The 26,040-nt window shown below is 63.3% G+C and carries 24 protein-coding genes; 18 read left to right on the top strand and 6 right to left on the bottom strand.

What is annotated here, in order from left to right; all coding sequences use genetic code 11:
- Position 1: 1 nt before the first annotated feature.
- The 5 genes from EJ071_RS13340 (at position 2) to EJ071_RS13320 (ending at position 6,986) form a co-directional block, all read left to right on the top strand.
- Positions 2-1,912 (top strand): AAA family ATPase, encoded by a 1,911-nt coding sequence (locus EJ071_RS13340; protein WP_126098286.1) that lies wholly within the window; start codon positions 2-4, stop codon positions 1,910-1,912.
- 102 nt (positions 1,913-2,014) lie between these two features.
- Complete coding sequence (locus EJ071_RS13335) at positions 2,015-2,431, top strand: DUF559 domain-containing protein (protein ID WP_245460324.1); 417 nt, start codon at positions 2,015-2,017, stop codon at positions 2,429-2,431.
- A gap of 115 nt (positions 2,432-2,546) precedes the next feature.
- A complete protein-coding gene (locus EJ071_RS13330; protein WP_126098284.1) occupies positions 2,547-3,851 on the top strand; it encodes a DUF6638 family protein in 1,305 nt (434 codons plus the stop codon).
- Positions 3,852-3,867: 16 nt separating this feature from the next.
- Positions 3,868-4,992 carry a DUF2333 family protein gene (locus tag EJ071_RS13325; RefSeq protein ID WP_126098283.1) on the top strand — a complete coding sequence of 375 codons (1,125 nt, stop codon included), beginning with the start codon at positions 3,868-3,870 and terminating at the stop codon, positions 4,990-4,992.
- A gap of 314 nt (positions 4,993-5,306) precedes the next feature.
- Positions 5,307-6,986, top strand: a complete 1,680-nt coding sequence (locus tag EJ071_RS13320; RefSeq protein ID WP_126098282.1) for a formate--tetrahydrofolate ligase — start codon at positions 5,307-5,309, stop codon at positions 6,984-6,986.
- A 158-nt stretch (positions 6,987-7,144) separates the two neighbouring features.
- On the opposite strand, the gene EJ071_RS13315 is transcribed toward EJ071_RS13320, so the two are convergent.
- Positions 7,145-8,521 (bottom strand): hypothetical protein, encoded by a 1,377-nt coding sequence (locus EJ071_RS13315; RefSeq protein ID WP_126098281.1) that lies wholly within the window; start codon positions 8,519-8,521, stop codon positions 7,145-7,147.
- A 304-nt stretch (positions 8,522-8,825) separates the two neighbouring features.
- On the opposite strand from EJ071_RS13315, the gene EJ071_RS13310 reads away from it, so the two are divergent.
- Entirely contained in the window at positions 8,826-9,077 is a 252-nt protein-coding gene (locus EJ071_RS13310) for a hypothetical protein (protein WP_126098280.1), read from the top strand.
- A 48-nt stretch (positions 9,078-9,125) separates the two neighbouring features.
- Here the strand turns inward: EJ071_RS13310 and EJ071_RS13305 are convergent, their stop codons facing one another.
- A complete protein-coding gene (locus EJ071_RS13305) occupies positions 9,126-9,767 on the bottom strand; it encodes a cysteine hydrolase family protein (protein WP_126098279.1) in 642 nt (213 codons plus the stop codon).
- A 128-nt stretch (positions 9,768-9,895) separates the two neighbouring features.
- Between EJ071_RS13305 and EJ071_RS13300 the strand changes: the two genes are divergently transcribed.
- Positions 9,896-10,894 (top strand): helix-turn-helix domain-containing protein, encoded by a 999-nt coding sequence (locus EJ071_RS13300; RefSeq protein ID WP_126098278.1) that lies wholly within the window; start codon positions 9,896-9,898, stop codon positions 10,892-10,894.
- Between the two features lie 29 nt (positions 10,895-10,923).
- Here EJ071_RS13300 and EJ071_RS13295 read toward each other — a convergent pair whose 3' ends face one another.
- Positions 10,924-11,478 carry a sugar O-acetyltransferase gene (locus EJ071_RS13295; protein ID WP_126098277.1) on the bottom strand — a complete coding sequence of 185 codons (555 nt, stop codon included), beginning with the start codon at positions 11,476-11,478 and terminating at the stop codon, positions 10,924-10,926.
- Positions 11,479-11,714: 236 nt separating this feature from the next.
- On the opposite strand from EJ071_RS13295, the gene EJ071_RS13290 reads away from it, so the two are divergent.
- The 5 genes from EJ071_RS13290 (at position 11,715) to EJ071_RS13270 (ending at position 18,205) form a co-directional block, all read left to right on the top strand.
- Positions 11,715-12,176, top strand: a complete 462-nt coding sequence (locus EJ071_RS13290; RefSeq protein ID WP_126098276.1) for a DUF4126 domain-containing protein — start codon at positions 11,715-11,717, stop codon at positions 12,174-12,176.
- Positions 12,173-13,549 carry an FAD-containing oxidoreductase gene (locus EJ071_RS13285; RefSeq protein WP_126098275.1) on the top strand — a complete coding sequence of 459 codons (1,377 nt, stop codon included), beginning with the start codon at positions 12,173-12,175 and terminating at the stop codon, positions 13,547-13,549. The genes EJ071_RS13290 and EJ071_RS13285 overlap by 4 nt, the downstream gene beginning before the upstream one ends.
- A gap of 168 nt (positions 13,550-13,717) precedes the next feature.
- Complete coding sequence (locus EJ071_RS13280; protein ID WP_126098274.1) at positions 13,718-14,773, top strand: succinylglutamate desuccinylase/aspartoacylase family protein; 1,056 nt, start codon at positions 13,718-13,720, stop codon at positions 14,771-14,773.
- Between the two features lie 289 nt (positions 14,774-15,062).
- Positions 15,063-17,252, top strand: coding sequence for an anthranilate synthase (locus EJ071_RS13275; RefSeq protein WP_126098273.1), 2,190 nt, complete (start codon positions 15,063-15,065; stop codon positions 17,250-17,252).
- Between the two features lie 5 nt (positions 17,253-17,257).
- On the top strand, positions 17,258-18,205 hold the full coding sequence (locus EJ071_RS13270) for a cation diffusion facilitator family transporter (RefSeq protein WP_126098272.1): 948 nt from the start codon (positions 17,258-17,260) through the stop codon (positions 18,203-18,205).
- Positions 18,206-18,207: 2 nt separating this feature from the next.
- On the opposite strand, the gene EJ071_RS13265 is transcribed toward EJ071_RS13270, so the two are convergent.
- From EJ071_RS13265 to EJ071_RS13255, 3 genes are all read right to left on the bottom strand, one after another.
- On the bottom strand, positions 18,208-18,594 hold the full coding sequence (locus EJ071_RS13265) for a type II toxin-antitoxin system VapC family toxin (protein ID WP_126098271.1): 387 nt from the start codon (positions 18,592-18,594) through the stop codon (positions 18,208-18,210).
- The gene (gene vapB / locus EJ071_RS13260) at positions 18,591-18,836 is read right to left on the bottom strand and encodes a type II toxin-antitoxin system VapB family antitoxin (protein ID WP_126098270.1); all 246 of its coding nucleotides are present in this window, start codon (positions 18,834-18,836) and stop codon (positions 18,591-18,593) included. The genes EJ071_RS13265 and vapB overlap by 4 nt, the downstream gene beginning before the upstream one ends.
- A 79-nt stretch (positions 18,837-18,915) precedes the next feature.
- Complete coding sequence (locus EJ071_RS13255; RefSeq protein ID WP_126098269.1) at positions 18,916-19,998, bottom strand: hypothetical protein; 1,083 nt, start codon at positions 19,996-19,998, stop codon at positions 18,916-18,918.
- A gap of 107 nt (positions 19,999-20,105) precedes the next feature.
- Here EJ071_RS13255 and EJ071_RS13250 point away from each other — a divergent pair, with 107 nt between their 5' ends.
- The 6 genes from EJ071_RS13250 (at position 20,106) to EJ071_RS13225 (ending at position 26,033) form a co-directional block, all read left to right on the top strand.
- Entirely contained in the window at positions 20,106-20,540 is a 435-nt protein-coding gene (locus EJ071_RS13250) for a DsrE family protein (RefSeq protein ID WP_126098268.1), read from the top strand.
- Positions 20,541-20,620: 80 nt separating this feature from the next.
- Positions 20,621-21,403, top strand: coding sequence for an SDR family oxidoreductase (locus tag EJ071_RS13245; RefSeq protein WP_189521540.1), 783 nt, complete (start codon positions 20,621-20,623; stop codon positions 21,401-21,403).
- A gap of 51 nt (positions 21,404-21,454) precedes the next feature.
- Positions 21,455-21,766, top strand: coding sequence for a putative quinol monooxygenase (locus tag EJ071_RS13240; protein ID WP_126098266.1), 312 nt, complete (start codon positions 21,455-21,457; stop codon positions 21,764-21,766).
- Positions 21,767-21,843: 77 nt separating this feature from the next.
- The gene (locus EJ071_RS13235; protein WP_126098265.1) at positions 21,844-22,947 is read left to right on the top strand and encodes an AbrB family transcriptional regulator; all 1,104 of its coding nucleotides are present in this window, start codon (positions 21,844-21,846) and stop codon (positions 22,945-22,947) included.
- Positions 22,948-23,000: 53 nt separating this feature from the next.
- On the top strand, positions 23,001-23,753 hold the full coding sequence (locus tag EJ071_RS13230) for an SDR family NAD(P)-dependent oxidoreductase (protein WP_126102564.1): 753 nt from the start codon (positions 23,001-23,003) through the stop codon (positions 23,751-23,753).
- Between the two features lie 201 nt (positions 23,754-23,954).
- Positions 23,955-26,033 carry a TonB-dependent siderophore receptor gene (locus tag EJ071_RS13225; protein WP_245460219.1) on the top strand — a complete coding sequence of 693 codons (2,079 nt, stop codon included), beginning with the start codon at positions 23,955-23,957 and terminating at the stop codon, positions 26,031-26,033.
- Positions 26,034-26,040: the final 7 nt, after the last annotated feature.

Below are 26,040 nucleotides of genomic sequence, written 5' to 3'. Positions count from 1 at the left end.
GATGGACACCGGGCTGACCACGATCTCGGAAGCGGCAATCGAAAAGCACCGCGCCACCGCGCAGAGCTTCATCACCCGCATCGTCGTGCTGGAGGATCCGTCGCGGGAATCCGGCACGCCGCTTGCCGGCACCAACCGTCGTTTCGTCTCGACCGTGTCGACCGGCTCGGTGCGCCGCACGCGCGAGGTCGAACTGTCGAAAACGGTTCAAGCCGTCCATCCCGACGACCAGTTGATGACCATCCCGCAGCACATGCTCCTCTTCCGTGCCCGGCGCGGCTTGGCGATCGCGCTTGCCGTATCGGATGTCTTCGCCGAAGGCTCCGACCTCGAAAGCCTGCAGGCCAAGAACGCCCGCGCGCCGCTCGAAGGCGATGAGGCCGCGGCCTTCAAGAAACTTTTGTCGGCCTCGGCTTACATTTCCGCCTTCAGCCTCGCCTCCTACCTCTTCCAGCTGATCGACAGCGACGGTGAGGCGCCGAACGATATTCCCGAGCCGGACTTTCTGTTCGACACGCCGCAGGACGCGGTGAAGTCGATCGTGGCCGGGCTCGACAAGGCGATTGCCGGCTCGAAGGATGACGCCGACCTGATGACGCGGGGGCGCGCCTTCGCCCGCGTCGCCATCGACGGGCTCCTGGCGCGCAAGGGCCGCTTCGACGGCATCGGCCCGTTCGAGAACGCGCACATCCGCATCGACGTCGACGACTTCACCCTCGACGGCTTCGACGTCGCGCCCGGCAAACGTTCGAAGCCGCTGGTGATGACCTTCAAGAAACCGGAAGAGGTCGTCGGCAATCACATCGCCAAATTCCAGTCGGTCAGGCTGGCCAAGATGCTGATGGCCTATGACTTCGAGCGCGAGTTGAACCCTTTTGTCGAGCTCGGCGGCTTCCTGTTCACCTTCATCGGCGACGGCGCGCCGGGCACCGGCAAGACGACGCTGATCCAGATGATCGCCGGCCTCGTCAACGGCTACTGCCAGGTGGCCGGCTACCCCTTCGCCTACGAGAATTTCGGCGTCGACCAGATCTCGTCCTACCAGGGCAAGTCCGGCCAGAACTGCCGCCAGTTCATCAACAATGTGCTCAATCCGCGCGCCATCGGTTTCGGCACCATCGACGACATCGACCAGGTGGCGGCGCGCCGCTCCGACGATCGCGCGTCCGCCGGCCAGCAGGAGATTACCGGCGTGCTTATGGATGCTTTTGCAGGTGCGGCCACCGTGGTGCGCGGCAACTGCTCCTTCGGCATGTTTTCCAACTATCCGGAAAATGTCGACGATGCGCTGCGCCAGCGCGCCGGCGCCCGCTGGCTGGTCGACGGACCGCAAACGCGCGACGACTACATCGACATCTTCGTGCTGCTCGCCGGCAAGAACCACAAGATCCCGCTTGGGGACCACGAGCTCTATGCCGCGCAGGAGATCCAGCGCGCCGTCGCCGAAGCCTATGAGGAGCACGAGAAGCCGCAGGAAGACGGGCTGATGAAGGTCTACGAGCGCTACATGAAGGAGAACGGCGCGCCCAAGACCATGGCCGACATCGGCACCTACCTGCACATGATCAAGGACGCCGAGCCGCGCTTCACCGGCCGCGCCATCAAGAACGTCACCGACGCCATCAAGATGCGCGCCATGGACATCGAGCTGCCGGACGACTGGTTCGAGAAGCCGGAAGCCTTCATGCACAAGAGCTACGACGACAAGAAGGCGATGATCGAGGAACTGCGCGGGCCGTTCTCGATGGACATGGTCATGCAGGAGATCAACCGCTACGCCGATTCCGAATTCCGCTATTCCGACAAGTCCGACGACGCCGCGGTGGAGAAGCTCCTGCGCGACGCACGTCTGCGCGAGCGCGCCGCGCGCGAGATGGAGGAATTGAAGAAGAAGGGGTTGTGGAATGCGTAGGCTTTCTTCGCTGCCCGCGAGTGCGGAAGGATGTGGTGCCAACGTCGGCGCCCCCCTCTCCCCGTCCTTCACGGGGAGAGGGTAAGGGTGAGGGGCAGCGCCGTGCGTGGACCGGTAATCGAGACGACGAAGCGAGCGCGGCGATTGCGGCAGTCAGACAATGACGCCGAAAACGCACTTTGGATCGAACTGCGTGACCGCAGGCTGAACGGCAACAAATTCGTGCGCCAATTTCCTATCGGTCCCTACTTCGCCGACTTTGCTTGCAGGGAATGCCAACTTGTAGTCGAAGTCGATGGGAGCCAGCATTTCGCGAACAAACGCGATCAGATCCGCGATCGCTTCATGGTGTCGGCCGGCTGGTCCATCCTCCGCTTTTGGAATATCGACGTTTTGAAAGAAAGGGAGGCCGTGCTTGAGACCATACTGGCGGCCGTCGAGCAGCGTTTAGAGCGCCACATCGATACGCACGACCTTCGATTTTTTGCTGCCGAAGGTTATGGGGAGACATATCCTTGACGGTTCGCGCTGCCCCTCACCCTTACCCTCTCCCCGTGAAGAACGGGGAGAGGGGGTCGCCAGCGTTGGCGCTCTATCCTTCGTCCATACAGGAAAACCCCGCGGGGTCGCGCATATGACCTCCGCCAAGAAACCCGATCTCCTGCGCGATAACGAGCTGATCTATGGCAGGCTGCTCGCCGTCGACGAGCCGCATCTCATCCAGCGCTACAACAAGGCACTTGTCGCCTTTGGCCTCGAGCCTACCAAGCTGAAGAGCTTCCAGATTGACCGCACCGGCTTCTCGCCCGAGGTCGCCGAGGAATGCGGCGACTACGACTATCTCGATCCCAACGAGGTCAATCGCCGCTTCATCATCCTGACGCCGTCGCAGATCGACCTGCCGGTGGTGCACACCGCTTTCTCCAACACCTCGCAGTTGATGTTCGAGTTCATGTCCAAGAACCAGCGCGCCATCGACGCGCTGACCATCAAGGATGTCATCTACGGCGAGATCGAGGATTCCGTCCCCAAGGTCAACGACATCGAGGACCTGCTGTCGATCAACCAGGTCGAGTTCAAGGTGCTGTCGGCCGAGGACGTGCTGGGCAAGGCGGCCGAGCTCGGCAAGCTCGTCGACCGGCTGAAGCAGGAGCCCGACGCCTGGCGCGACAACGCCATGCTTGAGCGCATGGTCGATCTCGCCAAGGTCTGCGGCGACATCCGCGAGAACGCGCTGGTCCCGGACCAGGTGATCTTTCGCCACAACGCCTACTGGACCAGCCATTTCGGCGGACTCTACGTCTTCGTCGACCCTGACATGACGACGGTGATCAGCGATCCCTCCGCCCCAGGCTTCCGCCGCTCGCGGCCCTGGCAGGTGAGCTATCTGTCGATCAACGACGCCGACAAGGTGTTCCGCTTCCTCGCCGCCACCGGCCGCCTTGACCTGCCGCGCGCCTCCTGGATCGAGGCCTCGGGCTATCTCGAGCATCGCGCCGAGATGGTGGTGCGGGCATTGATCCGCGACGCCGAGCCCAACCGCAACCTGACCGATGTCGACAAGGTCTGGCTGCAGACCTGGATCCACGGCCATGCCGACCTGATCGCCAGCGACGGCAACTTCCCCTTCCTCAACGCCGCCAAGCGCGAGATCGCCCAGTTCGGTCACCTGAAGCTGGAAGATGTGCCGCCGCGCCAGCGCTTCCTGGTCGTGCGCGCCAGGCCCGATCATCACGATGCCTGGCTCACCAACCAGCTTATCTCGGATTTCGTGCCGCAGGACTTCGCCTCGCGCTACGTCTTCAACAAACCAGGCTTCTACAAGGACTTCGACGGCTTCAGCGACGCCTGGCGATCGCATGTTGTGGACGTTCTGAAAACCACATATCTGAAGGATAAGGCGGCGTTCCGCGCGCGCCTTTACGGCTTGACTGACTGAGGGGGTGACGAGAGCCATGCTTGATCCGATCGTGAATTTCTTCACCCAGGTTTTTCAATTGATCGGCCGCGGCATCGGCTTCGTCGTCGGCATCATCCTGTGGCCGTTCATGTGGGTCGGCCGGTGGTACGGCCAGCGCGGCTGGATCCTCAAGGCCGTGGTCGGCCTCGCCCTTCTGGTGCTGATCGGCCTCTATGCCAACTTCTTCTACGCCACCCAGTGGTGGAACAATTTCGACCCGAACTATCCCGACAAATACACCTTCGAGAAGCGCAACGTGTCGGCCGGCGAGCAGGTCTCGGCCGGCGCCGGCACCGACACGGCCAAGACCTGCGGCAACTCGGCGATCGCCCAGGTGGCCGCGGATCTCACCGACTTCAACGTCAACCAGAATGCCTGGATCTCGTCGATGATCCTCTACAAGCTTGGCCTGTTCGGCATCGACTGGGACCATACGCCCTGGATGGACAACAAGGCCTCCTTCCAGCGCGGCATCAACCAGGCGGTGCGCCGCACCGCGACCGAGCTTGCCGACAATCTCGGGCGCGTGCGCACCACCTCGCAGATCGACGCCGATCTGCAGGACGCGCGCGGCAACCTGCAGTTCGATGAATACACCTGGTATTTCGGCCTCAACCCGTTCGGTCCGAAGACGCCGACGCCGAGCTACTACCGCGACGCGGTGCGCAAGCTGCGCTCCTTCAATGCCCGCCTTGCTACCTGCCAGGCGACGTTCGATGCCCGTGCCGACAATCTGAAGCAGTACATCGACCGCATCTCTTCCGACATCGGCTCGACCTCGGCGATCCTCAAGGAACGGGCCGAGAACCATAATGACGGCTGGTTCGACTTCCGCGCCGACGACCGCTTCTGGTTCGCCTTTGGCCAGCTCTACGGCTATTACGGCCTGATGAAGGGCGCTCAGGCCGATTTCGACGATGTGATCAAGGAAAAGCACCTGCAGAACCTGTGGGACACGATGGACGCCCAGTTCGTCTCGGCGCTGCGCATCCAGCCTTTCATCATCGCCAACGGCCGCGAGGACGGCTGGCTTCTGCCGACGCATCTGACGACCATGGGCTTCTATATCCTGCGCGTGCGCTCCAATATGGTCGAGATCAGCAACGTCCTCAGCCAGTAACGCTGCGGCCACAGCCGGGCGCTGGCGGATTTGCGCCGTCGCCTCTGTCGCATTCCGTGCATTGCGCGGCTGTTTTGAGACGGCGGAGCGATCCCCGCTCTGGCTTCTATACGGCGCAACGACCGGGCGCCAAAGACCCTGGGAAGGTCGGCTTGGAACAGCAATCTCTTTCTTAACAGGAAACATAGTTGCATGGAAGTTGACGCCGTGACAGCGACAGGGTTAGAACATGCCCTTGCGTCCGGGCGGCGTTTCGAGCATGCACGAATGATCGAACCCCTCCCCTCCACCGACTATTCCAGAGGAAAGCCGTCATGGCCGAAGTGAAGTCCGACATCGAGATCGCGCGTGCCGCCAGGAAGAAACCGATCCAGGAGATCGGCGCCAAGATCGGCATCCCCAACGAGCATCTGCTGCCCTATGGCCACGACAAGGCGAAGGTCTCGGCCGAGTTCATCAAGTCGGTCAAGGGCAACAAGGACGGCAAGCTGATCCTGGTCACCGCCATCAACCCGACGCCTGCTGGCGAAGGCAAGACGACCACCACGGTCGGCCTCGGCGACGGCCTGAACCGCATCGGCAAGAAGGCGATCGTGTGCATCCGCGAAGCCTCGCTCGGCCCGAACTTCGGCATGAAGGGCGGCGCCGCCGGCGGCGGCCTGGCCCAGGTCGTGCCGATGGATGACATGAACCTCCACTTCACCGGTGACTTCCACGCCATCACCACCGCCCACAACCTGCTTTCGGCGCTGATCGACAACCACATCTACTGGGGCAACGAGCTCGGCATCGACATCCGCCGCGTCGCCTGGCGCCGCGTCATGGACATGAACGACCGGGCGCTGCGCGAGATCCTCTGCTCCCTCGGCGGCGTCGCCAACGGCTTCCCGCGCGAGGCCGGCTTCGACATCACCGTCGCCTCGGAAGTGATGGCGATCCTGTGCCTCGCCACCGACCTCAAGGACCTCGAGAAGCGCCTCGGCGACATCATCGTCGCCTACCGCCGCGATAAGTCGCCGGTCTATGCCCGCGACCTCAAGGCCGACGGCGCCATGGCCGTGCTCTTGAAGGACGCCATCCAGCCCAACCTCGTGCAGACGCTGGAGAACAACCCGGCCTTCGTGCATGGCGGCCCGTTCGCCAACATCGCGCATGGCTGCAACTCGGTCGTCGCCACCACGACGGCGCTCAAGCTTGCCGACTATGTCGTCACCGAAGCCGGCTTCGGCGCCGATCTCGGTGCCGAGAAGTTCTTCGACATCAAGTGCCGCAAGGCGGGCTTGAAGCCGGCGGCGGCCGTCATCGTCGCCACCGTGCGCGCCATGAAGATGAATGGCGGCGTCAAGAAGGAAGACCTCGGCAAGGAGAACATCGAGGCGGTCAAGAAGGGCTGCCTCAACCTCGGCCGCCACATCGAGAACGTGAAGCAGTTCGGCGTCCCGGCAGTCGTCGCGATCAACCACTTCACCACCGACACCGAAACCGAGATCCAGGCGATGAAGGACTTCGTCAAGGCGCAGGGCGCCGAGGCGATCCTGTGCAAGCACTGGGCGCAAGGCTCGGCCGGCATCGAGGACCTCGCACGGAAGGTCGTCGAGATCGCCGAATCGGGCGCCTCGCAGTTCTCGCCGCTCTATCCCGACGAGATGCCGCTATTCGAGAAGGTCAACACCATCGTCAAGCGCATCTATCGCGGCGACGAGGCGATCGCCGACAAGTCGATCCGCGACCAGCTGCATGCCTGGGAGCAGGCCGGCTACGGCAACCTGCCGGTCTGCATGGCCAAGACCCAGTATTCGTTCTCGACCGACCCGAACCTGCGCGGCGCGCCGACCGGCCACACCGTGCCGGTGCGCGAGGTGAGACTCTCGGCCGGCGCCGGCTTCGTCGTCATCATCTGCGGCGAGATCATGACCATGCCGGGGCTGCCTAAGGCGCCGTCCTCGGAAAAGATCTTCCTCAACGAGGCAGGTCAGATCGAAGGCCTGTTCTAAGCATTGCTCGAACACAATGACCAAGGGCGCCGCCTCATCGCGGCGCCCTTTTTACTTGGACGACCTTCTTGATGCCGGCCACCGACTGCGATGAAGGCGCCTTGGCTTGAAGCAAGGATTGGCAACTCGCGCTGCCGTTCCTTGCGGTTCACCGATCGCTAATTCCCGCCGAATTTGCTGATCGCGTTCGTGGAGATGAAAACCAGACGGTCGAGCAGCGCAAAAAAGATGTCTATGCTGAACCCAACGATAAAAGCAAAGGTGAAGAGGCCGAAACCTACGGACTTGAACTCGCTGTTGCTGCCGAACGTCGGACCCCAAAACCACGCCAGGATCATCCCAGCCAGCGCGGCCAGCGCCATACGATGGGCTATGCGATAAACCGGCGGATTTGGTTGCGTCGTATCCAGAATAAGTCTCATATAGTAGATCATTGAGCCCAAGGCTGCATAAAGACATGGCAAGATCCATACGGCGTAGGGATCGATGGCGTCTTTTATCCTTAGAGCCCACGAATCCACCGATGGCACCGTCATCGAGACATAGTTCAGCGAATACTTGCAGGCTTGATCGACAATCTTTCTCATGTCCATCCCAAGGACCTGAGAGGCGGAGGCTTGCATCGCAGGCTCAGCCGCAGATGTTGCTTGCGTCGTAGCGCCGTCTACGCTTTTGCCGTCTTTGTTTTGCAGTTTCGCCGCCGGTTGAGCCCGACAAAAGAAGTTCATGGTATCGTTTGCGGCAGACGGTTCCTTGGCGGCCTCTGCATTGCCGGCACCGCCCGGCTTCTCAGGTGAAGGCGGACCGGCCGTGGTGACGTCCGCGGTTTTGAATGCCCCGACAAAATTCCGGCCGCTCGCCATCGCCGTACCGACGAAGGTTTCGAGCTTCAACACTCCCGGAAATGGCGAGGCTGACAAATTCTCGAAGTCGCCCACTCTTGTTTCCAGGGATTTCAGCTTGAAATTCAGATCGCGAAGTTCGTGCAGCGTCAGGTAGGATGATTCACGCGCCAGTTCGTCGATCGGCCTTTTTGCTGGAACCTTAGGGTCTTCCGGCTTTCCACCCAATTCAACGGGAAGGCTCGCGAGTTGCATCTGGTCTGGGGAGAACAGATCATCCTGGGCGACAAGCAGTTGCCGCTCCAGCTGACCAAATCGGCGATCCGGTTGCTGTGCCGCCAAAGTTTGCACCTCTGAAAGCAAGGCGACACCCTTGTTGTATACCAGAGACAGAGATCCGACCAGAAACATGAGCAGCATTGAAAGAAAAATACAGGTATAGACCATGCCTCGAGAGACAAGGTTGTCGTTAGCGCTATTCAAGGATAACTGCGCCGCTTCTATCTCAGCTTTCAGCGCAATAACATCAGCGTGATCAATCTTTCTTTGCTCCGCCGGAAGTGCCGTAACTTTTTCTCGCGCGGATATGAGTTTCTCGTTCCGCGGCCTCCCCTTGCTTGCCGCCTCCGCGACAAGCCGATCCGCTTCCAAGAGCAGATCCTCGACGCTTTCGGCTTGTGTCGTTTGCGCCAAGCGACCTCCTCAGCCAAGCCACCCAGGCACAAAGCCATAGGGACTAGGGCATCCACAGGGCGATCCAGGCGGGCCTGGAGGCTGCGCCCAACACCAGAAATTCGGAGTAAAACAGATTGTCCCTGGAGCGTGCGGGGGAACTTGAGCGAAAGCAGGCCGCGGCAGGGCTGTCGCAACACAAACTAACGCCGCGGCCACCCCATTTCGTGCAACCCGCGCTTTCAATTGCCAGCCCCCACAGCCTACCAATCGAACTTGAATTAAAGCTCAAATTCTATTTTGCGGCAAGACGACGGTGACGTCTGTGAAATACATCACTCTCTGCATGGTTTCCATTTGCTTCAACACAACGCCAAAAATTGTGATTGGCGAGGCGTTGTTTGAGCAGCGGGTTGCCGAAAAAGAAATGCCGGGCGCGATAAATCGCGATCGCTGGAAGCATCTCCATGGAAACAAGAGCGCCGCATCGCTGCGGCGCCTTTGTTGTGTCGGGCAGCCCGGCCTAAAGCATGTCTCCCGGAAGTGGGACCGGTTTCGGGGACAAAGACATGCGTAAAATCAAAATCCAAGCGCATGGAGCGAACCTGAAAGATCGCGACGCGCTTTAGGCAGCGTTGCGCGCCAGCGCCCGCTGGTTCGACGCATAGATGGTGTCGCGTTCGGGCAGGGCGCCGGTCTTCAGGCAATCGATCCATTCGGCGGTCTTGAGTACCGCGGCGAAACGCGACTGCAGCACGACGCTCACCACGCGATGGATGTCCTCGGCGGACGCGTAGCCGGCGCTGTTGGCATAGGGAACCGAGCCGCTGGCATCAGAGAGGAACTCGACGGCAAACCCCATATGCACGGCATGGATGATGGTCGACAGATCGCAATTATGCGTCATGTAGCCGACGACCGCGATCGTATCGATCTGGTTGGTGCGCAGCCAGTCCTCGAGATCCGTGCCCGTGAAGGCGGAGGGCAGCGTCTTTTCGACATAGTGGTCGCGGGCACGCCGGGCGATCTCAGGGTGCAGTTCGCCGCCATGGCTGCCCTTGGCGAAGATCGGCGAGGTCTCCGGCGCCATCTGCTTGACGACGACGATCTTGATGCCGGCCGCCGCCGCGGCGTCCATGGCGCGCGCCACGTTGGCGACGCTGTCGGCGAAGGGCGGATGCTGGATGGCGAGATTGCCGCCGTTATAGTCGTTCTGGACGTCGACGACGACGAGCGCGCGGCGCGGCTGGGTGGCTGGTACTGACATGGCGATTTCCTTTCGACCGGGTTGATGGGCGCAAAGCTAGTCGAACATCGACACATAGAAAGTGGCCCGCTTGACATTATTCGAAAGAATTGGGACACTCAACCCAACCTAATGGTGTCTGCCCTGCCATGCGCAATCCGATCATTGCCGCCGTCGCCTTCGATGGCATCAGTCCCTTCCACCTCTCCGTGCCTTGCCTTGTGTTCGGCGCGGACCGCACGAAGCTTGGCCTGCCGCGCTTCGACTTCCGCGTCTGCGCAGTCGAACAAGGGCCTATTCATACCGATGCCGGTCTGAGCATTTCGGTCCCGCACGATCTTTCGGCGCTTGACGACGCTGATATCGTCATCATTCCGAGTTGGAAGGATCTCGACGCCCCTCTGGCCGCGCCGCTCAAGCAAGCGCTCGAACGGGCGCATGAACGCGGCGCGCTGATCGTGGGCCTGTGCCTCGGCACCTTCGCCATCGCCGCCGCCGGATTGCTGGCGGGACGCAAGGCGACCACACATTGGGCCTATACCGATCAGCTCAAGGCCATTCACCCCGACATCGCTGTCGACGCCGACGTGCTCTATGTCGATGAAGGCGATATCGTCACCTCCGCCGGCGTCGCTGCGGGTCTCGACTGCTGTCTGCACATCGTGCGGGCTCGCTACGGCGCCGAGGCAGCGCTTCGGCTTGCCCGCCACGTCGTGCTCTCGCCGCACCGGCAAGGCGGACAGGCTCAGTTCATCGAACGCCCGCTCGCGCCGACGCCGAGCGTCGACCGGTTCGCCAAGGCTCTCGACGACGTGCGGGCAACGCTCGGCGAAACCCACAGCCTGGACAACGTCGCCGAAGCGGCAGGCCTTACCCGCCGCACCTTCACGCGCCGCTTCCAGAAGACGACCGGCACCAGCTTCGGCGACTGGCTGGCCGACCAGCGCGTGGCGCTGGCGCAGAGGCTGCTGGAGCAGACGGACAAGTCGATGGATATGGTGGCCTTCGAGGCCGGCTTCGGCAGCGCGACCTCGCTGCGCCAGCATTTCGCCGCGCGGCTCAAGACCTCGCCCATGCAGTATCGGCGCGAATTCTCAAGAGCAATTCCAGGAAAGGTGCTGAGCGGTTTTGCGTCCGGAATTGCGTAAGAACAAATACTGGAGCGTTCAGGTCGCCCTCAACGGCGTGTGACCGCCCGCGCCGGATTGCCGACGACGATCGCATTGGCCGGCACGTCGCGTGTCACCACCGCACCAGCACCGACGGTGGCGCCGTTGCCGATGCTGACGCCGGCGAGGATCACCGCGCTGCCGCCGATCCAGGCGTCGTCGCCGATCGTCACCGGCTTCGCGATCTCCAGGCCGGCGCGTCGGCCGGCGGCTTCGCGGTGATGTTCGGCGCAATAGATCTGCACATTGGGCCCGAGCATCGTCCTCTTGCCGATGCGGACCGGCGCAGTATCGAGGATGGTGCAGCCGGCATTGAGGAAGACGCCGTCGCCGAGGAACAGGTTGAAGCCGTAGGCGCAGTGGAACGGCGCCTCGATGCGTGCCCCCTCGCCCGCGCCGCCGAGCAGCGCAGCCAACGCCGGACCGATGTCGCCGCGCTGCCGGGGCGGCAGCCCGTTGTGCTCGAAAACGGCATCGCGAGCGGCATCGCGCAGCTCTTCCAGCTCCGGGTCGAGGCAGGTGTACCATTCGCCCGCCGCCATCTTCATGCGCTCGCTTGTCATGTCCGCTCCTCCGATGCCGCCTGCTGCCAAGCACAATCCGCCCCCAAAGCATGTCTCCCGAAAGTGGGAACCGGTTTCGGGACAAAGACATGCGTAAAATCAAAAACCTAAAAGCACATGGAGCGAATCTGAAAGATCGCGACGCGCTTTAGGGAAAAGCCGTGGCCAAAAGCCCGGCCTATGCTAGCCTGACGTCTCGGGGCCGTGCGAGGCCCTGAATTTGAGGGGGGTCGAGCATGCTTTACATTCTTGCATTGCTGATTGGTGTCGTCACCGGCCTGCGTGTCGGAACGGCGCTTGCCGTCACCGCCTGGGGCGCCTGGCTCGGCTGGCTGCCGGTCGGCGGCACCTGGGCGAGCTTCATGGGCCACTGGATCGCCGTCGGCATCTTCACCATCATGGCGATCGTCGAGCTCATCGCCGACCAGCTGCCGTCGACGCCGAGTCGCAAGGTGCCGCAGCAATTCGGCACGCGCATCGTCGTTGGCGCCTTCTGCGGCGCGGTGATCGGCGCCACTGCCGGCGCCACCATCGGCGGCCTGATCGCCGGCGCGATCGGCGCGGTGATCGGCACGCTGGGCGGCGCGGAAGTTCGTGCACGCATGGCAGCCGCCTTCGGCAAGGATCCGCCGGCTGCCTTCATCGAGGACGCGGTCGCGATCATCGGCGGCCTGCTTATCGTGGCGGCCGTGGCATGACGGCGAAGCGCTTCGACGCCATCGTCATCGGTGCCGGCCAGGCCGGTCCACCGCTCGCCGGCCGGCTCGAGGCCGCCGGCATGAATGTCGCGCTGATCGAGCGCAAATTCGTCGGCGGCACCTGCGTCAACACCGGCTGCATGCCGACCAAGACAATGGTGGCGAGCGCCTATGCCGCGCATCTAGCCCGCCGCGCGACCGACTATGGCGTGGCGCTTTCCGGTCCCGTCGGTGTCGACTATCAGAGGATCAAGGCGCGCAAGGACAAGGTCACGAACGACGCCCGCGGCAATCTCGAAAGCTGGATCGCCGGAATGAAGGGCTGCGCGCTTTATCGCGGCCATGCCCGTTTTGAATCCGCCGACACCGTGCGCGTCGGCGACGACCTGCTGACCGCGCCAAAGATCTTCCTCAACACCGGCGGCCGTGCCTCCGTGCCTGACCTGCCCGGCGTCAACGACATCCGCTATCTCACCAATTCCTCGATGATGGATCTCGATGTGCTGCCCAGCCATCTTATCGTCGTCGGCGGCAGCTACATCTCGCTCGAATTCGCGCAGATGTTCCGCCGCTTCGGATCCGAGGTCACGGTGATCGAGAAAGCGCTTCGGCTGGCCGGCCGCGAGGACGAGGACGTCTCGGCCGCGATCCAGTCCGTCCTCGAAAACGAAGACATTGCCGTCCATGTCGGCGCCGACGACATCGGCTTTGCCAGGAAGGGCAACGAGATCGCCGTGACCTTTTCCGCCGGCCAGCCGCCGGCGGTCGGCTCGCATGTGCTGCTCGCGCTTGGGCGCGTCCCCAACACCGACGATCTTGGTCTCGACAAGGCAGGCGTCAAGGTCGACCAGCGCGGCTACATCGTCGTCGACGACCAACTGCGCACCAGCGTGCCCGGCATCTGGGCGATGGGCGATTGCAACGGCAGGGGCGCCTTCACCCATACCTCCTACAACGACTACGAGATCGTTGCCGCCAATCTGCTCGACAACGATCCACGCAAGGTCAGCGACCGCATCGAGGCCTATGCGCTCTACATCGATCCGCCGCTCGGCCGCTGCGGCATGACGGAGGCGGCGGTGAAGAAATCCGGCCGCCGAGCGCTGATCGGCCAGCGGCCGATGACCCGTGTCGGCCGCGCCGTCGAAAAGGGCGAGACGCAGGGTTTCATGAAGATCCTGGCCGATGCCGACACCGGCGAAATCCTCGGCTGCTCGGTCCTCGGCCCGGGCGGCGACGAGGCGATCCACTCGGTGCTCGACCTCATGTACGCCAAAGCGCCGATCTCGACGCTGGCGCGCGCCATGCACATCCACCCCAATGTCTCGGAGCTGCTGCCGACCATTGCCCAGGAACTGAAGCCGCTGGCCTGAGGCTGGATAAGCCGCCTCAGGCCGCTGGGCTGCGCTGGCGCTCAACCGTGCACAGCGCCGCAGATCCGCCCGCCGGGTAACAGTCTGAGCCGACAGCCCGGCCCGGCTGGACCACTCGACAGTCGAGCCGCAAACATGCATGTCTGGCCTCTCTATCGGAGGCACCTCATGCAGAAGACGATCGAGCGCATCGCCGGCGACAGCGAAGGCGTTGCTTACGAATTCCCGGTTTTCCGCTTCGAGGGCGCGGACAAGTCGGCTCCGACCGCCTATCTCCAGGCCGCCCTGCATGCCGGCGAATTGCCGGGCGTCGTCGCCATCGACGCGCTGATGCCGATGCTGACCAAGGCCGAGGCCGAGAGCCGCATCAGGGGCGCCATCACCGTCGTGCCGTGGGCCAATCCGATCGGCCGGGCGCAATATCATTTCGGCGAGCACCAGGGCCGCTTCAATCTCGGTACCCGCACCAATTTCAACCGTGCCTTCCCGCTGCTTGCAGCGCCGCACGCCGAGCTTTTGCCGGACGTCAGCCTCGGCGGCGCCGACCGCCGGCTGAAGCACCGGCTCGTCGAGCTCTCGCTTGGCCGCGACATCGTGCTCGATCTCCATTGCGACGACGAAGGCCTTGCCTATCTCTACATCCACGCCAGCCTGTGGCCGGCGATGGCCGACTGCGCGGCGGCCATGGGCGTCGATGCCGTCTTGTTATGGAACGAGGACAGCAGCGGCACCTTCGAAGGCGCCTCGATCATGCCCTATCAGAATGTGCCGGCAAGTGTGTCGCGCTTCGACCGGCGCGTCGCCACCACGGTCGAATATCGCGGCATGCTCGACGTCGACGGCGCCTTGGCCGCGTCCGATGCCCAAGGGCTCTATCGACTCTTGGTCACGCGTGGCGTGGTACAGGATCCGTCCGTTCTGAAAGCGAGCAGCTTCACCGGCGCCGTCGTGCCGCTGGAAAACATCGACATGATGCCCTCGCCCAGGGCCGGCGCCATCCTTTACGACGTCAAGCCGGGTGACCGCGTCGCCAAGGGCGACAGGCTGGCGACGATCGTCCACGCGCCCGGCGAAGTCGGCGGCCGCACCGAGGTCTTCGCGCCGCAGTCGGGTTTCATCCTGACCCGGCGTTCCCGCCGCATCATCCGCGCCGGCGAGGATTTGCTGAAGCTGGCAGGCGACAAGCGAAGCGACGACGCGCGCTCCGGCACGCTTGAGGACTAACGCATGTCGCCCAAACTGCGCTGCGGTTTAGGCGAACGACATGCACCAAACAAAGGCCGCCCTCTTCACCGTCTCCACGAAATCCAGTTGCGCGGGTCGCCATTCGCCGCTATGGGAGTCGCCATGAACATGCGTTCGAACAAGACCGTTTGGTGGTGGGCTCGCTGACAGCGGCCGGTTCGAACGCGCGTGCGTAAAGAGAGGGTGGCCGCAACGGAATGTCCGGGCGGCCATTTGTTTTTTCAAGCCATTCCCGGGTCCGTTGCCCAAAACGCTGATGGAGACGGCAATGACGACTAAAGTTCTGGACAACGGGGCCGAGCGCTTCGTCACCGCGGGCGGGGTGACGATCACCCGCGAGCGCCATGACAGGCCCTATGAGGGCGCGATCGATGCCTATGTCGATGGCCTGAATTCCCGCCGCGGCGCGGTGTTTTCCTCCAACTACGAATATCCGGGCCGATACACGCGCTGGGACACGGCCATCATCGACCCGCCGCTAGTGATCTCGGCGCGCGGCCGCGCTGTGCGCATCGAGGCGCTGAACGCCCGTGGCGAAGCACTGTTGCCGGTGATCGGCAAGACGCTCGCAGCGTTGAGCGAGGTGACGATCGCCGAGGCCTCGAAAAAGCTCATCCGCTTCGATGTCGCCAGGCCGGGCCGCGTCTTCACCGAAGAGGAGCGCAGTCGCGTTCCGTCCGTTTTCACGGTGCTGCGCGCCATCACCGCTTTGTTCAAGACCGCCGAGGACGCCAATCTCGGCCTTTACGGCGCCTTCGGCTACGACCTCGCCTTCCAGTTCGACCCTGTCGACTACAAGCTCGAGCGCAAGCAAAGCCAGCGCGACCTGGTGCTCTTCCTGCCTGACGAGATTCTGGTCGTCGACCACTATTCGACCAAGGCCTGGACCGACCGCTACGACTATTCCGGCGAAGGTTTTTCGACGGAAGGCTTGGCGCGCGACGCCCATGTCGAGCCCTTCAAGACCGCCGACCGCATCCCGCCGCGCGGCGACCACGAACCGGGCGAATACGCGAACCTCGTGCGCCGGGCCATGGAGAGCTTCAAGCGCGGCGACCTGTTCGAGGTCGTGCCCGGCCAGATGTTCTACGAGCGCTGCGAGACCCAGCCCTCCGACATTTCCCGCAAGCTGAAGTCGATCAATCCCTCGCCCTATTCCTTCTTCATCAATCTCGGCGAAAACGAATATCTGATCGGCGCCTCGCCGGAGATGTTCGTGCGCGTCAACGGCCGCCGGGTCGAGACCTGCCCGATCTCCGGCACCATCAAGCGCGGCGACGACGCGATCTCCGACAGCGAGCAGATCCTCAAGCTGCTCAACTCCAAGAAGGACGAGTCCGAGCTCACCATGTGCTCGGACGTCGACCGCAACGACAAGTCGCGCGTCTGCGAGCCGGGCTCGGTGCGCGTCATCGGCCGCCGCCAGATCGAGATGTATTCGCGCCTGATCCACACCGTCGACCACATCGAGGGGCGGCTGCGCGAAGGCATGGACGCCTTCGACGCCTTCCTGTCGCACGCCTGGGCGGTCACCGTCACCGGCGCGCCGAAGCTCTGGGCCATGCGCTTCATCGAGCAGAACGAGAAGAGCCCGCGGGCCTGGTATGGCGGCGCCATCGGCATGGTCAACTTCAACGGCGACATGAACACCGGTCTGACGCTGCGCACCATCCGCATCAAGGACGGCATCGCCGAAGTGCGCGCCGGCGCCACATTGCTCTTCGACAGCGTTCCAGAGGAAGAAGAAGCCGAAACCGAACTGAAGGCATCCGCCATGCTCTCCGCCATCCGCGACGCCAAGACCGGCAACGCCGCAGGCACTGAACGCACCACCGCGCGCGTCGGCGACGGCGTCAACATCCTGCTCGTCGACCACGAGGACTCTTTCGTTCACACTCTGGCCAACTATTTCCGCCAGACCGGCGCCAATGTTTCCACCGTGCGCACCCCGGTGCCCGAAGAGGTCTTCGAGAGGCTGAAGCCCGATCTCGTCGTGCTGTCGCCCGGACCGGGCACGCCGAAGGATTTCGATTGCGCCGCCACCATCAAAAGGGCGCGCGCTCGCGACCTGCCGGTCTTCGGCGTCTGCCTGGGCCTGCAGGCGCTGGCCGAAGCCTATGGCGGCGAGTTGAGGCAACTGCACATCCCGATGCACGGCAAACCCTCGCGCATCCGCGTCTCGAAGCCCGGCATCATCTTCTCTGGGTTGCCGAAGGAAGTGACGGTCGGCCGCTACCATTCGATCTTCGCCGATCCGGTGCGCCTGCCGGACGATTTCGTCGTCACCGCCGAGACCGAAGACGGCATCATAATGGCCTTCGAGCATCGCAAGGAGCCGATCGCCGCCGTGCAGTTCCATCCGGAATCGATCATGACGCTCGGGCAAAATGCCGGCATGCGCATCATCGAGAACATCGTCGCGCATCTGCCGCGCAAGGCCAAGGAAAAGGCCGCGTAGGGACGATGACCGAAGCGCAGGAGACGACGACGGCCGCGGCGAAAGCCGCGACAAGGCAAAAGGTCGAAAGGCTCGCCTTCTGGTCGATCGTCGTCGCCGGCGTCGTGCTCGCCCTCAAGGTCGCCGCCTGGTACATCACCGGCTCCGTCGCGCTTTATTCAGACGCGGCGGAATCGATCGTCAACGTCATCGCGTCGGCCGCCGCCTTCTGGGCGATCCAGGTCAGCTACAAGCCTGCCGACCAGGACCATCCTTTCGGCCATCACAAGGCCGAGTATTTCTCGGCCGTTCTCGAGGGCGTGCTGATCGTCGTCGCAGCACTCCTGATCCTCAACGAGGTCTGGCGATCCTGGCAGCATCCGGCCCCGCTCGAGCAGCCCTGGAAAGGCCTTGCCGTCAACGGCGTGGCAACCGTGGTCAATGCGCTCTGGGCTTGGACGCTGATCCGTACCGGACGGAACGCGAAGTCGCCGGCCCTCGTTGCCGACGGCCAGCACATAATGACCGACGTGGTGACGTCGGTCGGCGTGTTCGGCGGTCTTGTCGGCGCCGTGCTCACCGGCTGGCAGATCCTCGATCCGGCGCTTGCCGTCATCGTCGCGCTCAACATCCTGTGGCAGGGCTGGCATGTCATCGGCTCGTCGATGAGCGGCCTGATGGACCGCGCCGTGGACACGCAAGAGCATATGCAGATCCGCGACATCATCTCGGCCAATTCGAAGGGCGCGCTGGAGGTGCATGACCTCAAGACGCGCATCGCCGGGCGCGCGACCTTCATCGAGTTCCACCTGGTTGTCGATGCCGACATGACGGTCGGCGCCAGCCACGTCATCTGCGACCGCATCGAGGACGCGCTGAAGGCCGAGATCCCCTCGGTGCGCGTCACCATCCATGTCGAGCCGGACGACGAGGCGAAGCTGCCGAAAGGCACGACGGCGGTGCCCTTCGCCTGAAGTCACCAGGTCTCGATAGCCAGATTCTTAATCCGCTCGAACTCGCGAACATTTCGTGTCATCAACGTCAGGCTGCGGGCACGTGCTTGGCCTCCAATAAGCACATCAAAGGGACCAATTGGAGTTCCCGATACCGCCAGCATCGCCCGAATCTCGCCGGCGTGCCGCGCGTCTTCCCGATCGAATTCGAGTACCGGGAACAGAAGGGCGTCCAGTCGTGCGAGATTCTCTTCCGTTCGCTGGCCTCTGCAGGCCCCATAATAGAGCTCGTGCGCAACGATGGCCGAAAGCGCAAAATCTTGCGGCTTGTTTCGCTTGAGCACTTTCAGCAAATCATCATCGCCCTTCATGATGGCGATGACAGCATTGGTATCGAGCAGATAGATCACTTGAAGACGTCGCCGAGAGCGGGCCGTTTCTGCTCCTCTACCCTTTCCTCCGCCGCATCGACAAAATCGTCGTCAAGTGTCCCGATCACTTGATCGAGCCATGCCCAATCTTGCGGAAGAGGTTCAAGAACGACAGTCTGCCCATGACGGCGGATCGAAACCTCGTCAGTTTCAAAGCGAAACTCCTTCGGCAGGCGGACGGCCTGCGAGCGGCCTGACCAGAATATTTTTGCTTTGTTCATCGCAAGCAAATCCATTGATATCTAGCAAAAATATATAGCATCACACCAACATGGACAAGGCGATCCGTCCCGAAATATCTCACGGCGTGCAGGCCGACTGCGGCATCGGGTTCAGCCTATAGATCTTGTCGTCGGATTTCGTCTTGCCACCCGCTGCCTTCGAGCAAAGGTCGACGATGGCAAGCGCATTGTTGGGGTTGGCCAGCATCATCGTGCCGCTGGCGCCGCGCTTGAGAAAAATCTCCTTCTGCGAGATGTCGCAGGCAAAGTCGCTCATCTTCGAGCTGGCCGAGCATCGCCACTGATCGGCCTCGCCCTGGCAGGAATAGGTCTGGGTGACTTTGGCGCCCTTGTTCCTGGTCGTCATCGAAACGGCGATATCCGCCCCGTCGGGCCAGTTCGCGGCATCGCCCCCGGCGGCGAAAGAGGCGAGCTCGATGGGTCCGCGGAAGACGCGGATCGATTGCGTCAACTGGTTGGGATGCGACTTCAGATGCGCATCGTCGTAGTCACGCCCGAAGCAGAAGGGCTGATCGGACTTCAGCCGCACGCGCAACGGGTCGCCTAGCGCCGGATCGATCGGATCGATGCGCGCGAATTCCGCCTTGCAGGTCGAGGCCGGCATCGGATCGAGACGGAAATTGTCGTCTTCGCTGCCCAGCGCCTGCTCGTTGTACTTCGTCTTGCCGAGATCTTCCTCCGCGCCGGCGTCGAGGTACACGTCAGGCTGCACGTTGGAGAGGATCAGCCTGCCCTTGTCGTCGACCTTCAGCGAGGCGAGCGTGCGGTCGCATTCCATGCCGCAACGGATGCCGCTCGCCTTGTCGCTCGCATCCTCCCTGTTGCACCAGCCGGCCGCCCATTCCGGCTTCTTGGCGCCGCGCACCGTCGTGGTGAGGAAGCCGTTGTAGGCGGCGTCGCCGAGCGTGCTCGGCTCCTCGTTCGGCCGGCTGACCGGATCATGGCCATAGTAGAAGAAAATGCGCGCCACCTTCTGGTGCGGATGCGCCTTGAGGTGCGCGGCATCGTAGACACGGCCGAAACAGGCATCGGCGCCATTCGGGCTCAATTCGGTGAGCTTGGGAGCATCATCGGCAAGCGCCGCGCCGACAACAAACAACGCGGCACCCAGCGCCGCGCCCCCCACCATCCACGACGTCATGTGATCCTCTCCTCGCACCGACAGGACGTGCCCGAGATTTATGCTAGTCTAGGTTCGCAGCCTCGGCCACGCAAGTTGTGGGCAAGCAGGCAGCTGAGGAGGACGTGATGCTGCGCCGTGACATTTTCCGCGCCGGTTTTGCCGCCGCAGCCGGCCTTTTCGGCCTGCGCCGGGCGAGCGCCGCCACGGGCGAGGACAGGCTGAAGGTTGCCTACCATCTCAGCGACGCCGACAAGGTCAATTTCGTCCTCGGCAACATCAAGAACCATTATGAGGGCACCGGCGGCGATGTCGAGATCGTGCTGGTCGTGCACGGTCCGGCCCTCGCCGCCTTCAAGGCGAACAGCGCTTCCGGCGCGACGTCCAGCCGCTTTGCCGGCCTTGTCCAGCAGGGGCTCGTTCCACAGGCTTGCGGCAACACGATGCGCGGCATGGATATCGCGCTTGCCGATCTGCTCGCCGGCTTCCATGTCGCCGACAAGGGTGGCGTCGTCAAGCTCGCGGAACTGCAGCGCCAGGGCTATGTCTATCTCCGGCCCTGATCTCGCGCCCTGGTTTCGTTTCTTGACTTGAACGCCTGGCCGGCGAGCGCCTACCAATTGCCAGCGCAAATCCCGGAGGTATCGACTTGCCCAACACACTTCTCATCCCAGACCTTGCCGGCAAGGTGGTGCTGGTCACAGGCGCGTCGACCGGGATCGGCGCCGCACTTGCCCAGGCGTATGCCGCGCAGCAATGCCGCGTCGCGCTGCACTACAATTCGAGCCGGGAAGCGGCGGAGGGCGTCGCCAAAACCATCCGTGACGGCGGCGGCGAAGTGTTCCTGACGCAGGGCGATTTTTCGGTTCCCGTCGATGTCGAGCGAGTGGTCGAGCAGAGCGCGCAACATTTCGGCCGGCTCGACGGGCTGGTCAACAATGCCGGCGGCATGCTCGGGCGCGTTGCCTATGCCGAGCAGACCGAGGCGCATTACGACGCGGTGATGGACCTCAACGCACGCTCGGTGCTGACCGCCTCGCGCAAGGCGATCCCGTGGCTGAAGCGCCAGGGCGGCTTCATCATCAACACCTCCTCGATCGCCGCCCGCAACGGTGCCGGTGGCGGCGCCGGCCTCTACGGCTCATCCAAGGCCTTCGTCTCCAACGTGACGCGCGGCATGGCAAAAGAGCTGATCGGCTTCGGCATCCGTGTCAACGCCGTGGCGCCCGGCACCATCCTGACGCCGTTCCACGAGCGCTATTCGAGCGCCGAGCAGATGAAGGCCATGGTTGCCACCATACCGCAGGGTCGCGCCGGAACCGCCGAGGATTGCGTCGGCGCCTATCTGTTCCTGTCCTCCGATCTCTTGAGCGGCTACATCATCGGTCAGGTGATCGAGGTCAACGGTGGCCAGTTGATGCCGTGAGCCGTCGACTGCATACTCGGGCGGCATACAACCTGGAGGGAGAGGAAGGGCATGTTCGGACTGATCGGCAAGATGCGGGCGGCACGCGGCCAGCGCGACGCGGTCATGGACGTGCTGCGTGAAAGCACCGTCGCCCTGCCCGGCTGCCTGAGCTACATCATCGCCACCGACCCGGTCGATGCCGACGCGATCTGGGTCACCGAAGTGTGGACCGACCAGGCAAGCCACAAGGCCTCCCTGCAATTGCCGGAGGTCCAGGCGGCGATCGCCAGGGCGCGTCCTTTCATCGCCGGCTTCGAGTTCCAGGTCGAGACCCATCCGGTCGGCGGCTTCGGCCTGCCGGTCCCCGGGAAGGGCGGCTGAGCGCGAGACTGGCGCGAATAGCACTTTCAGCGGGAAAATGGGTTCGCATTTGCCAGTGCCCGGTCTAAGAGCCGAGTATGGACTCCTCACCAGAGCGACCGCCACTGGATCAGCCACCCGCTGAACGCATGGCGCGGTTGCGCCAGCCGTGGCAGTGGCTGGTGTTGCTGGCGTTCTCGCTGCTCTTTGCCGGCGCGCTGGAACTGGCCGCCCTGCCGGCGGCGCTGCTGATCGGCCCGATGATGGCCGCGATCCTGGCCGGCACCAATGGCGCTAGGGTGCGTGTGCCCCGCCCGCTGTTCGGCTCCGCCCAGGCCGTGGTCGGCTGCCTGGTGGCGAACTCGATCTCGGCCGACATCTTCCCGGTCTTCTACGCCGAATGGCAGCTCTTCCTTGGCGTTGTGGTTGCGACCCTCGCCGCTTCCAGCCTGCTCGGCTGGCTGATCAGCCGCTGGCGCATCCTGCCCGGCACCACCGCCGTCTGGGGCTCCTCGCCGGGCGCGGCCACCGCCATGGTGCTGATGGCCGGCGCCTTCGGCGCGGACCAGCGCCTCGTCGCCTTCATGCAATATCTGCGCGTCATCTTCGTCTCGATGACGGCGGCGCTCGTCGCCAAGATGTGGGTCGACACGTCAGGCATCGAAGTGCCGCCCATCGTCTGGTTTCCGCCGATAGATCTGTTGGCCTTCACCGCCACCATCGCCATCGCGATCGTCGGCGGCCTGCTCGGAAGGCTGCTGCGGCTGCCCTCGCCCTTCTTTCTCGGCACCTTCATCTTCGGCGCCGTGGTCCATCTCGGCTTCGGCGTGCCGATGCAATTGCCGCCGTGGCTGCTGGCGGTCAGCTACGCGATGGTCGGCTGGTCGATCGGATTGAACTTCACCCGGCCGATTCTGCGCCATGCGGCACGCGCCCTGCCGCAGATCATCGCCTCGATCGTGGCGCTGATCGCCTTCTGCGGCGGGCTGGCTTTCGTCATCAGCCGTGTGCTCGGCATCGACCCGCTGACCGCCTATCTCGCCACCAGCCCAGGCGGCATGGACAGCGTCGCCATCATTGCCGCCGCCGCGCAGAACGTCGACATTTCTTTCGTCATGGCGCTGCAATCGGCCCGCTTCCTGGTCGTGTTGCTCATTGGGCCAAGCGTAGCCAAGCTGGTGGCGCGAAACGTCAGGGACTGATCCGCGATATCCCTTGCGGGGGGAAACAAAGGAGGCAGCTCATGAACCGCCGTTTGAATGCCGTCGATCTCACTGGCCGTGTCGCCGTCGTGACGGGCGGCGCGCAAGGCATCGGTCTTGCCGTCGCCCGACGTCTGCTCTCGTCGGGCGCAGGCGTCGCCATCTGGGATATCGACCAGGCCGCGATGACAGGTGCCCTGGCCGAGCTTGCGCCGCTTGGTCGCGTCGAAGCCTTGCTTTGCGACCAGTCGCAGATCGAAGCCGTCGACCGCGCCGCCATCGAAACCGAGCGGGCGCTCGGTCCCGTCGATCTTCTCGTCAACAATGCCGGCATTGCCGGCCCGGCCGCGACGGTCGTGGACTATGACCCGGCCGCCTGGCGGCAGATCGTCGACATCGACCTCAACGGCGTCTTTTATTGTTGTAGGCGCCTGGTGCCCGGCATGATCGCGCGCAACTACGGCCGCATCGTCAATGTCGCTTCCGTCGCCGGCAAGGAAGGCAATCCCAATGCCGCCGCCTATTCGGCCGCCAAGGCCGGCGTGCTTGCGTTGACCAAATCGCTCGGTAAGGAACTCGCCGGTCACGACATTGCCGTCAACGCGCTGACTCCCTCGCCCGCCCGTACCCGCATCCTCGAGCAGCTCACAGAGGCCCAGGTGACCTACATGCTTGGCAAGGTTCCACGCGGCCGCTTCGTAGAGGTGGAGGAGGCCGCCGCCATGGTCGCGTTCATGCTCTCCGACGAGAATTCCTTCACCACCGGCGCCACCTTCGATCTCTCCGGCGGACGCGCGACCTACTGAGCGAGGCCTGCGAAAGCGCCACCGTCACCTTTTCGCATCGCATGCGCTGGGGTCATGGTCAGCCTTCGGCAAAGGCATCAAAAAATACTTGACTCAGTTACTCATATTTGAGAGCGCGAAAGCGCAATCAAACATGATAATGGAGACGAGTTTATGCGCGAGCGGCCGAGGACATGGCGCCCAAAGATATCACGCCAGGCGATGTCATTGCTGGCAGGCACCGCGATCCTCGGCCAGGCCTGGCCGGCAATCGCGCAGGAGAATGGAGACGCCACCGTCCTCGGCAAGATCGAGGTCACCGCCGAGAGCAACGAGATCCTGGTGCAGGACGGCTATGTCGCCAAGAAGGACCGCATCGGCACCAAGGTCGACACGCCGATCGTCAAGATCCCGCAGGCCGTCTCGGTCGTGACCCAGAAGCAGATCGAGGACCAGAAGCCGCGCACGCTGAACGATGCGCTGGGCTACACGGCCAGCGCCAATCCCAACAGCTTCGGCTTCGACACCCGCTACGATGCCTTCTTCCTGCGCGGCTTCCAGGCCTTCTACAACGGCATGTTCCGCGACGGGCTGCGCCAGTACAACGGGCCTTCGGCTTGGTTCAAGACCGAGCCTTACGGCATCGAGGGCGTCACCATCCTGAAGGGGCCGGCGTCCTCGCTTTACGGCGTCAGCGGCCCGGGCGGCATCGTCAACGTCGTCACCAAGCGGCCCAAGGACGAGCAGTTCCACGAGATCGAATTGCTGGCCAGCGAGCACAACCGCTTCCAGGCGGCCCTCGATGCCTCGGGACCGGTGAACGAAGACGGCAGCATCCTCTACCGCTTCACCAGCCTTGGCCGCCTCAGCGAAACCGATCTGCCCGCCTATCCCGACGATAAGCTCTACCTGGCGCCGGCCGTCACCTTCAAGCCGGACGAGGACACCAAGCTCACCATCCTCGGCGAATATTCGAAGTCGGTCACCGGCGGCACCGCGGCCTTCTACAACTCGGCCTATGGCGCATTGTCCAATGTCTATGAAGGTGATCCGGCCTGGAACGACTTCAGCCAGTACCAGGGCCGCATCGGCTATGAATTCGAGCACCGTTTCAACGACTGGCTCACCGTCCGCCAGAACCTTCGCTACAACGCCGTCGACTCAGACATCGAATACAGCGGCCACTATTCGGTCGGCGCCGACCAGCCGCTGCAGCGCTACTGGGGCCACTACACCGAGACGATGAAGAACTTCGTCGTCGACAACATGGCGCAGCTCGAATTCGACACCGGCCCGGTGCGGCACACCGCGGTCGGCGGCATCGACTATGCCTGGTCGGACTACGACGCCGGCAGCGGGCTTTCCTATGTCTCGGTCGACGACATCAAGTCAGCACCCGTTCCCCATTCCGGCGGTCAGCAGATGAACCAGCTCGGCGTCTACCTGCACGACCAGATGGAGTGGAACGATTTCACGCTGTTCACCAGCGGCCGTTATGATTGGGTCAACACCACCTCGACGGCGGCCGATTTCAGCCAGTCGAAGCAGAAGGACAGCGCCTTCTCCGGCCGGCTCGGCCTCTCCTACCGGACCGAATGGGACATCATCCCCTATGTCAACTATTCGACCTCGTTCTCGCCCAACATCGGCTTCGTCTATGACGACATCAACAGCAATGTCAGCCGCGTCGCCCGCCCGATGATCGCGACGCAGAAGGAGATCGGCGTCAAATACGAAATCCCGGATTACAACGCGACGGTCAGCGCCGCGCTGTTCGACATCGACCAGAAGGACGGCGTCGTGTTCGACGCCTCGTCCGGCATCAACAAGCAGCGCCAGCTCGACCTCAACTCGCGCGGCGTCGAATTGGAAGCCAATGCCTCGCTCGACAACGGCTTCAGCGTCATCGCTTCCTACACCTATCTGCGCGTGAAGATCGAACGCGGTGCGGCAGGCACCGACGGCAAGGAGCTGTCGGCGACGCCGAACCACATCCTGTCGCTTTGGGGCCACTATCAGTTCGAGAACGGCACGTTGGAAGGGCTCGGGCTCGGCGCCGGCGTGCGCTTTGCCGGCGCCAGCTACGGCGACGACACCAACACCTTCAAGAACGATGCGCGCGCCTTCGTCGACGCCTCGCTGTCCTATGACTTCGGCTACCGCAATCCGAAGCTCGAGGGCGTCAAGCTGCAGGTCAACGCCAAGAACCTCTTCGACAACCAGCAGACGATCTGCTCGGCGGGCTATTGCTACCGCGACGAAGGCCGTTCGCTGTTCGGCAGCCTGCGCTACCGCTTCTGAGGCCGCA

It is taken from the genome of Mesorhizobium sp. M1B.F.Ca.ET.045.04.1.1 (assembly GCF_003952465.1).
Classification (GTDB): Bacteria; Pseudomonadota; Alphaproteobacteria; order Rhizobiales; family Rhizobiaceae; genus Mesorhizobium; species Mesorhizobium shonense.
The sequence above is the reverse complement of the archived record's forward strand: the minus strand, read 5'-3'. Positions and strand labels throughout refer to the sequence as shown.

Coding starts and splice junctions, on each gene's coding strand:
- EJ071_RS13255 (WP_126098269.1), bottom strand. CDS start 19,998: ATGACGTCGTGGATGGTGGGGGGCGCGGCGCTGGGTGCCGCGTTGTTT.
- EJ071_RS13240 (WP_126098266.1), top strand. CDS start 21,455: ATGTTCGGACTGATCGGCAAGATGCGGGCGGCACGCGGCCAGCGCGAC.
- EJ071_RS13275 (WP_126098273.1), top strand. CDS start 15,063: ATGACGACTAAAGTTCTGGACAACGGGGCCGAGCGCTTCGTCACCGCG.
- EJ071_RS13330 (WP_126098284.1), top strand. CDS start 2,547: ATGACCTCCGCCAAGAAACCCGATCTCCTGCGCGATAACGAGCTGATC.
- EJ071_RS13340 (WP_126098286.1), top strand. CDS start 2: ATGGACACCGGGCTGACCACGATCTCGGAAGCGGCAATCGAAAAGCAC.
- EJ071_RS13225 (WP_245460219.1), top strand. CDS start 23,955: ATGTCATTGCTGGCAGGCACCGCGATCCTCGGCCAGGCCTGGCCGGCA.
- EJ071_RS13250 (WP_126098268.1), top strand. CDS start 20,106: ATGCTGCGCCGTGACATTTTCCGCGCCGGTTTTGCCGCCGCAGCCGGC.
- EJ071_RS13305 (WP_126098279.1), bottom strand. CDS start 9,767: ATGTCAGTACCAGCCACCCAGCCGCGCCGCGCGCTCGTCGTCGTCGAC.
- EJ071_RS13285 (WP_126098275.1), top strand. CDS start 12,173: ATGACGGCGAAGCGCTTCGACGCCATCGTCATCGGTGCCGGCCAGGCC.
- EJ071_RS13325 (WP_126098283.1), top strand. CDS start 3,868: ATGCTTGATCCGATCGTGAATTTCTTCACCCAGGTTTTTCAATTGATC.
- EJ071_RS13290 (WP_126098276.1), top strand. CDS start 11,715: ATGCTTTACATTCTTGCATTGCTGATTGGTGTCGTCACCGGCCTGCGT.
- EJ071_RS13270 (WP_126098272.1), top strand. CDS start 17,258: ATGACCGAAGCGCAGGAGACGACGACGGCCGCGGCGAAAGCCGCGACA.
- EJ071_RS13280 (WP_126098274.1), top strand. CDS start 13,718: ATGCAGAAGACGATCGAGCGCATCGCCGGCGACAGCGAAGGCGTTGCT.
- EJ071_RS13320 (WP_126098282.1), top strand. CDS start 5,307: ATGGCCGAAGTGAAGTCCGACATCGAGATCGCGCGTGCCGCCAGGAAG.
- EJ071_RS13300 (WP_126098278.1), top strand. CDS start 9,896: ATGCGCAATCCGATCATTGCCGCCGTCGCCTTCGATGGCATCAGTCCC.
- EJ071_RS13295 (WP_126098277.1), bottom strand. CDS start 11,478: ATGACAAGCGAGCGCATGAAGATGGCGGCGGGCGAATGGTACACCTGC.
- EJ071_RS13235 (WP_126098265.1), top strand. CDS start 21,844: ATGGACTCCTCACCAGAGCGACCGCCACTGGATCAGCCACCCGCTGAA.
- vapB (WP_126098270.1), bottom strand. CDS start 18,836: ATGAACAAAGCAAAAATATTCTGGTCAGGCCGCTCGCAGGCCGTCCGC.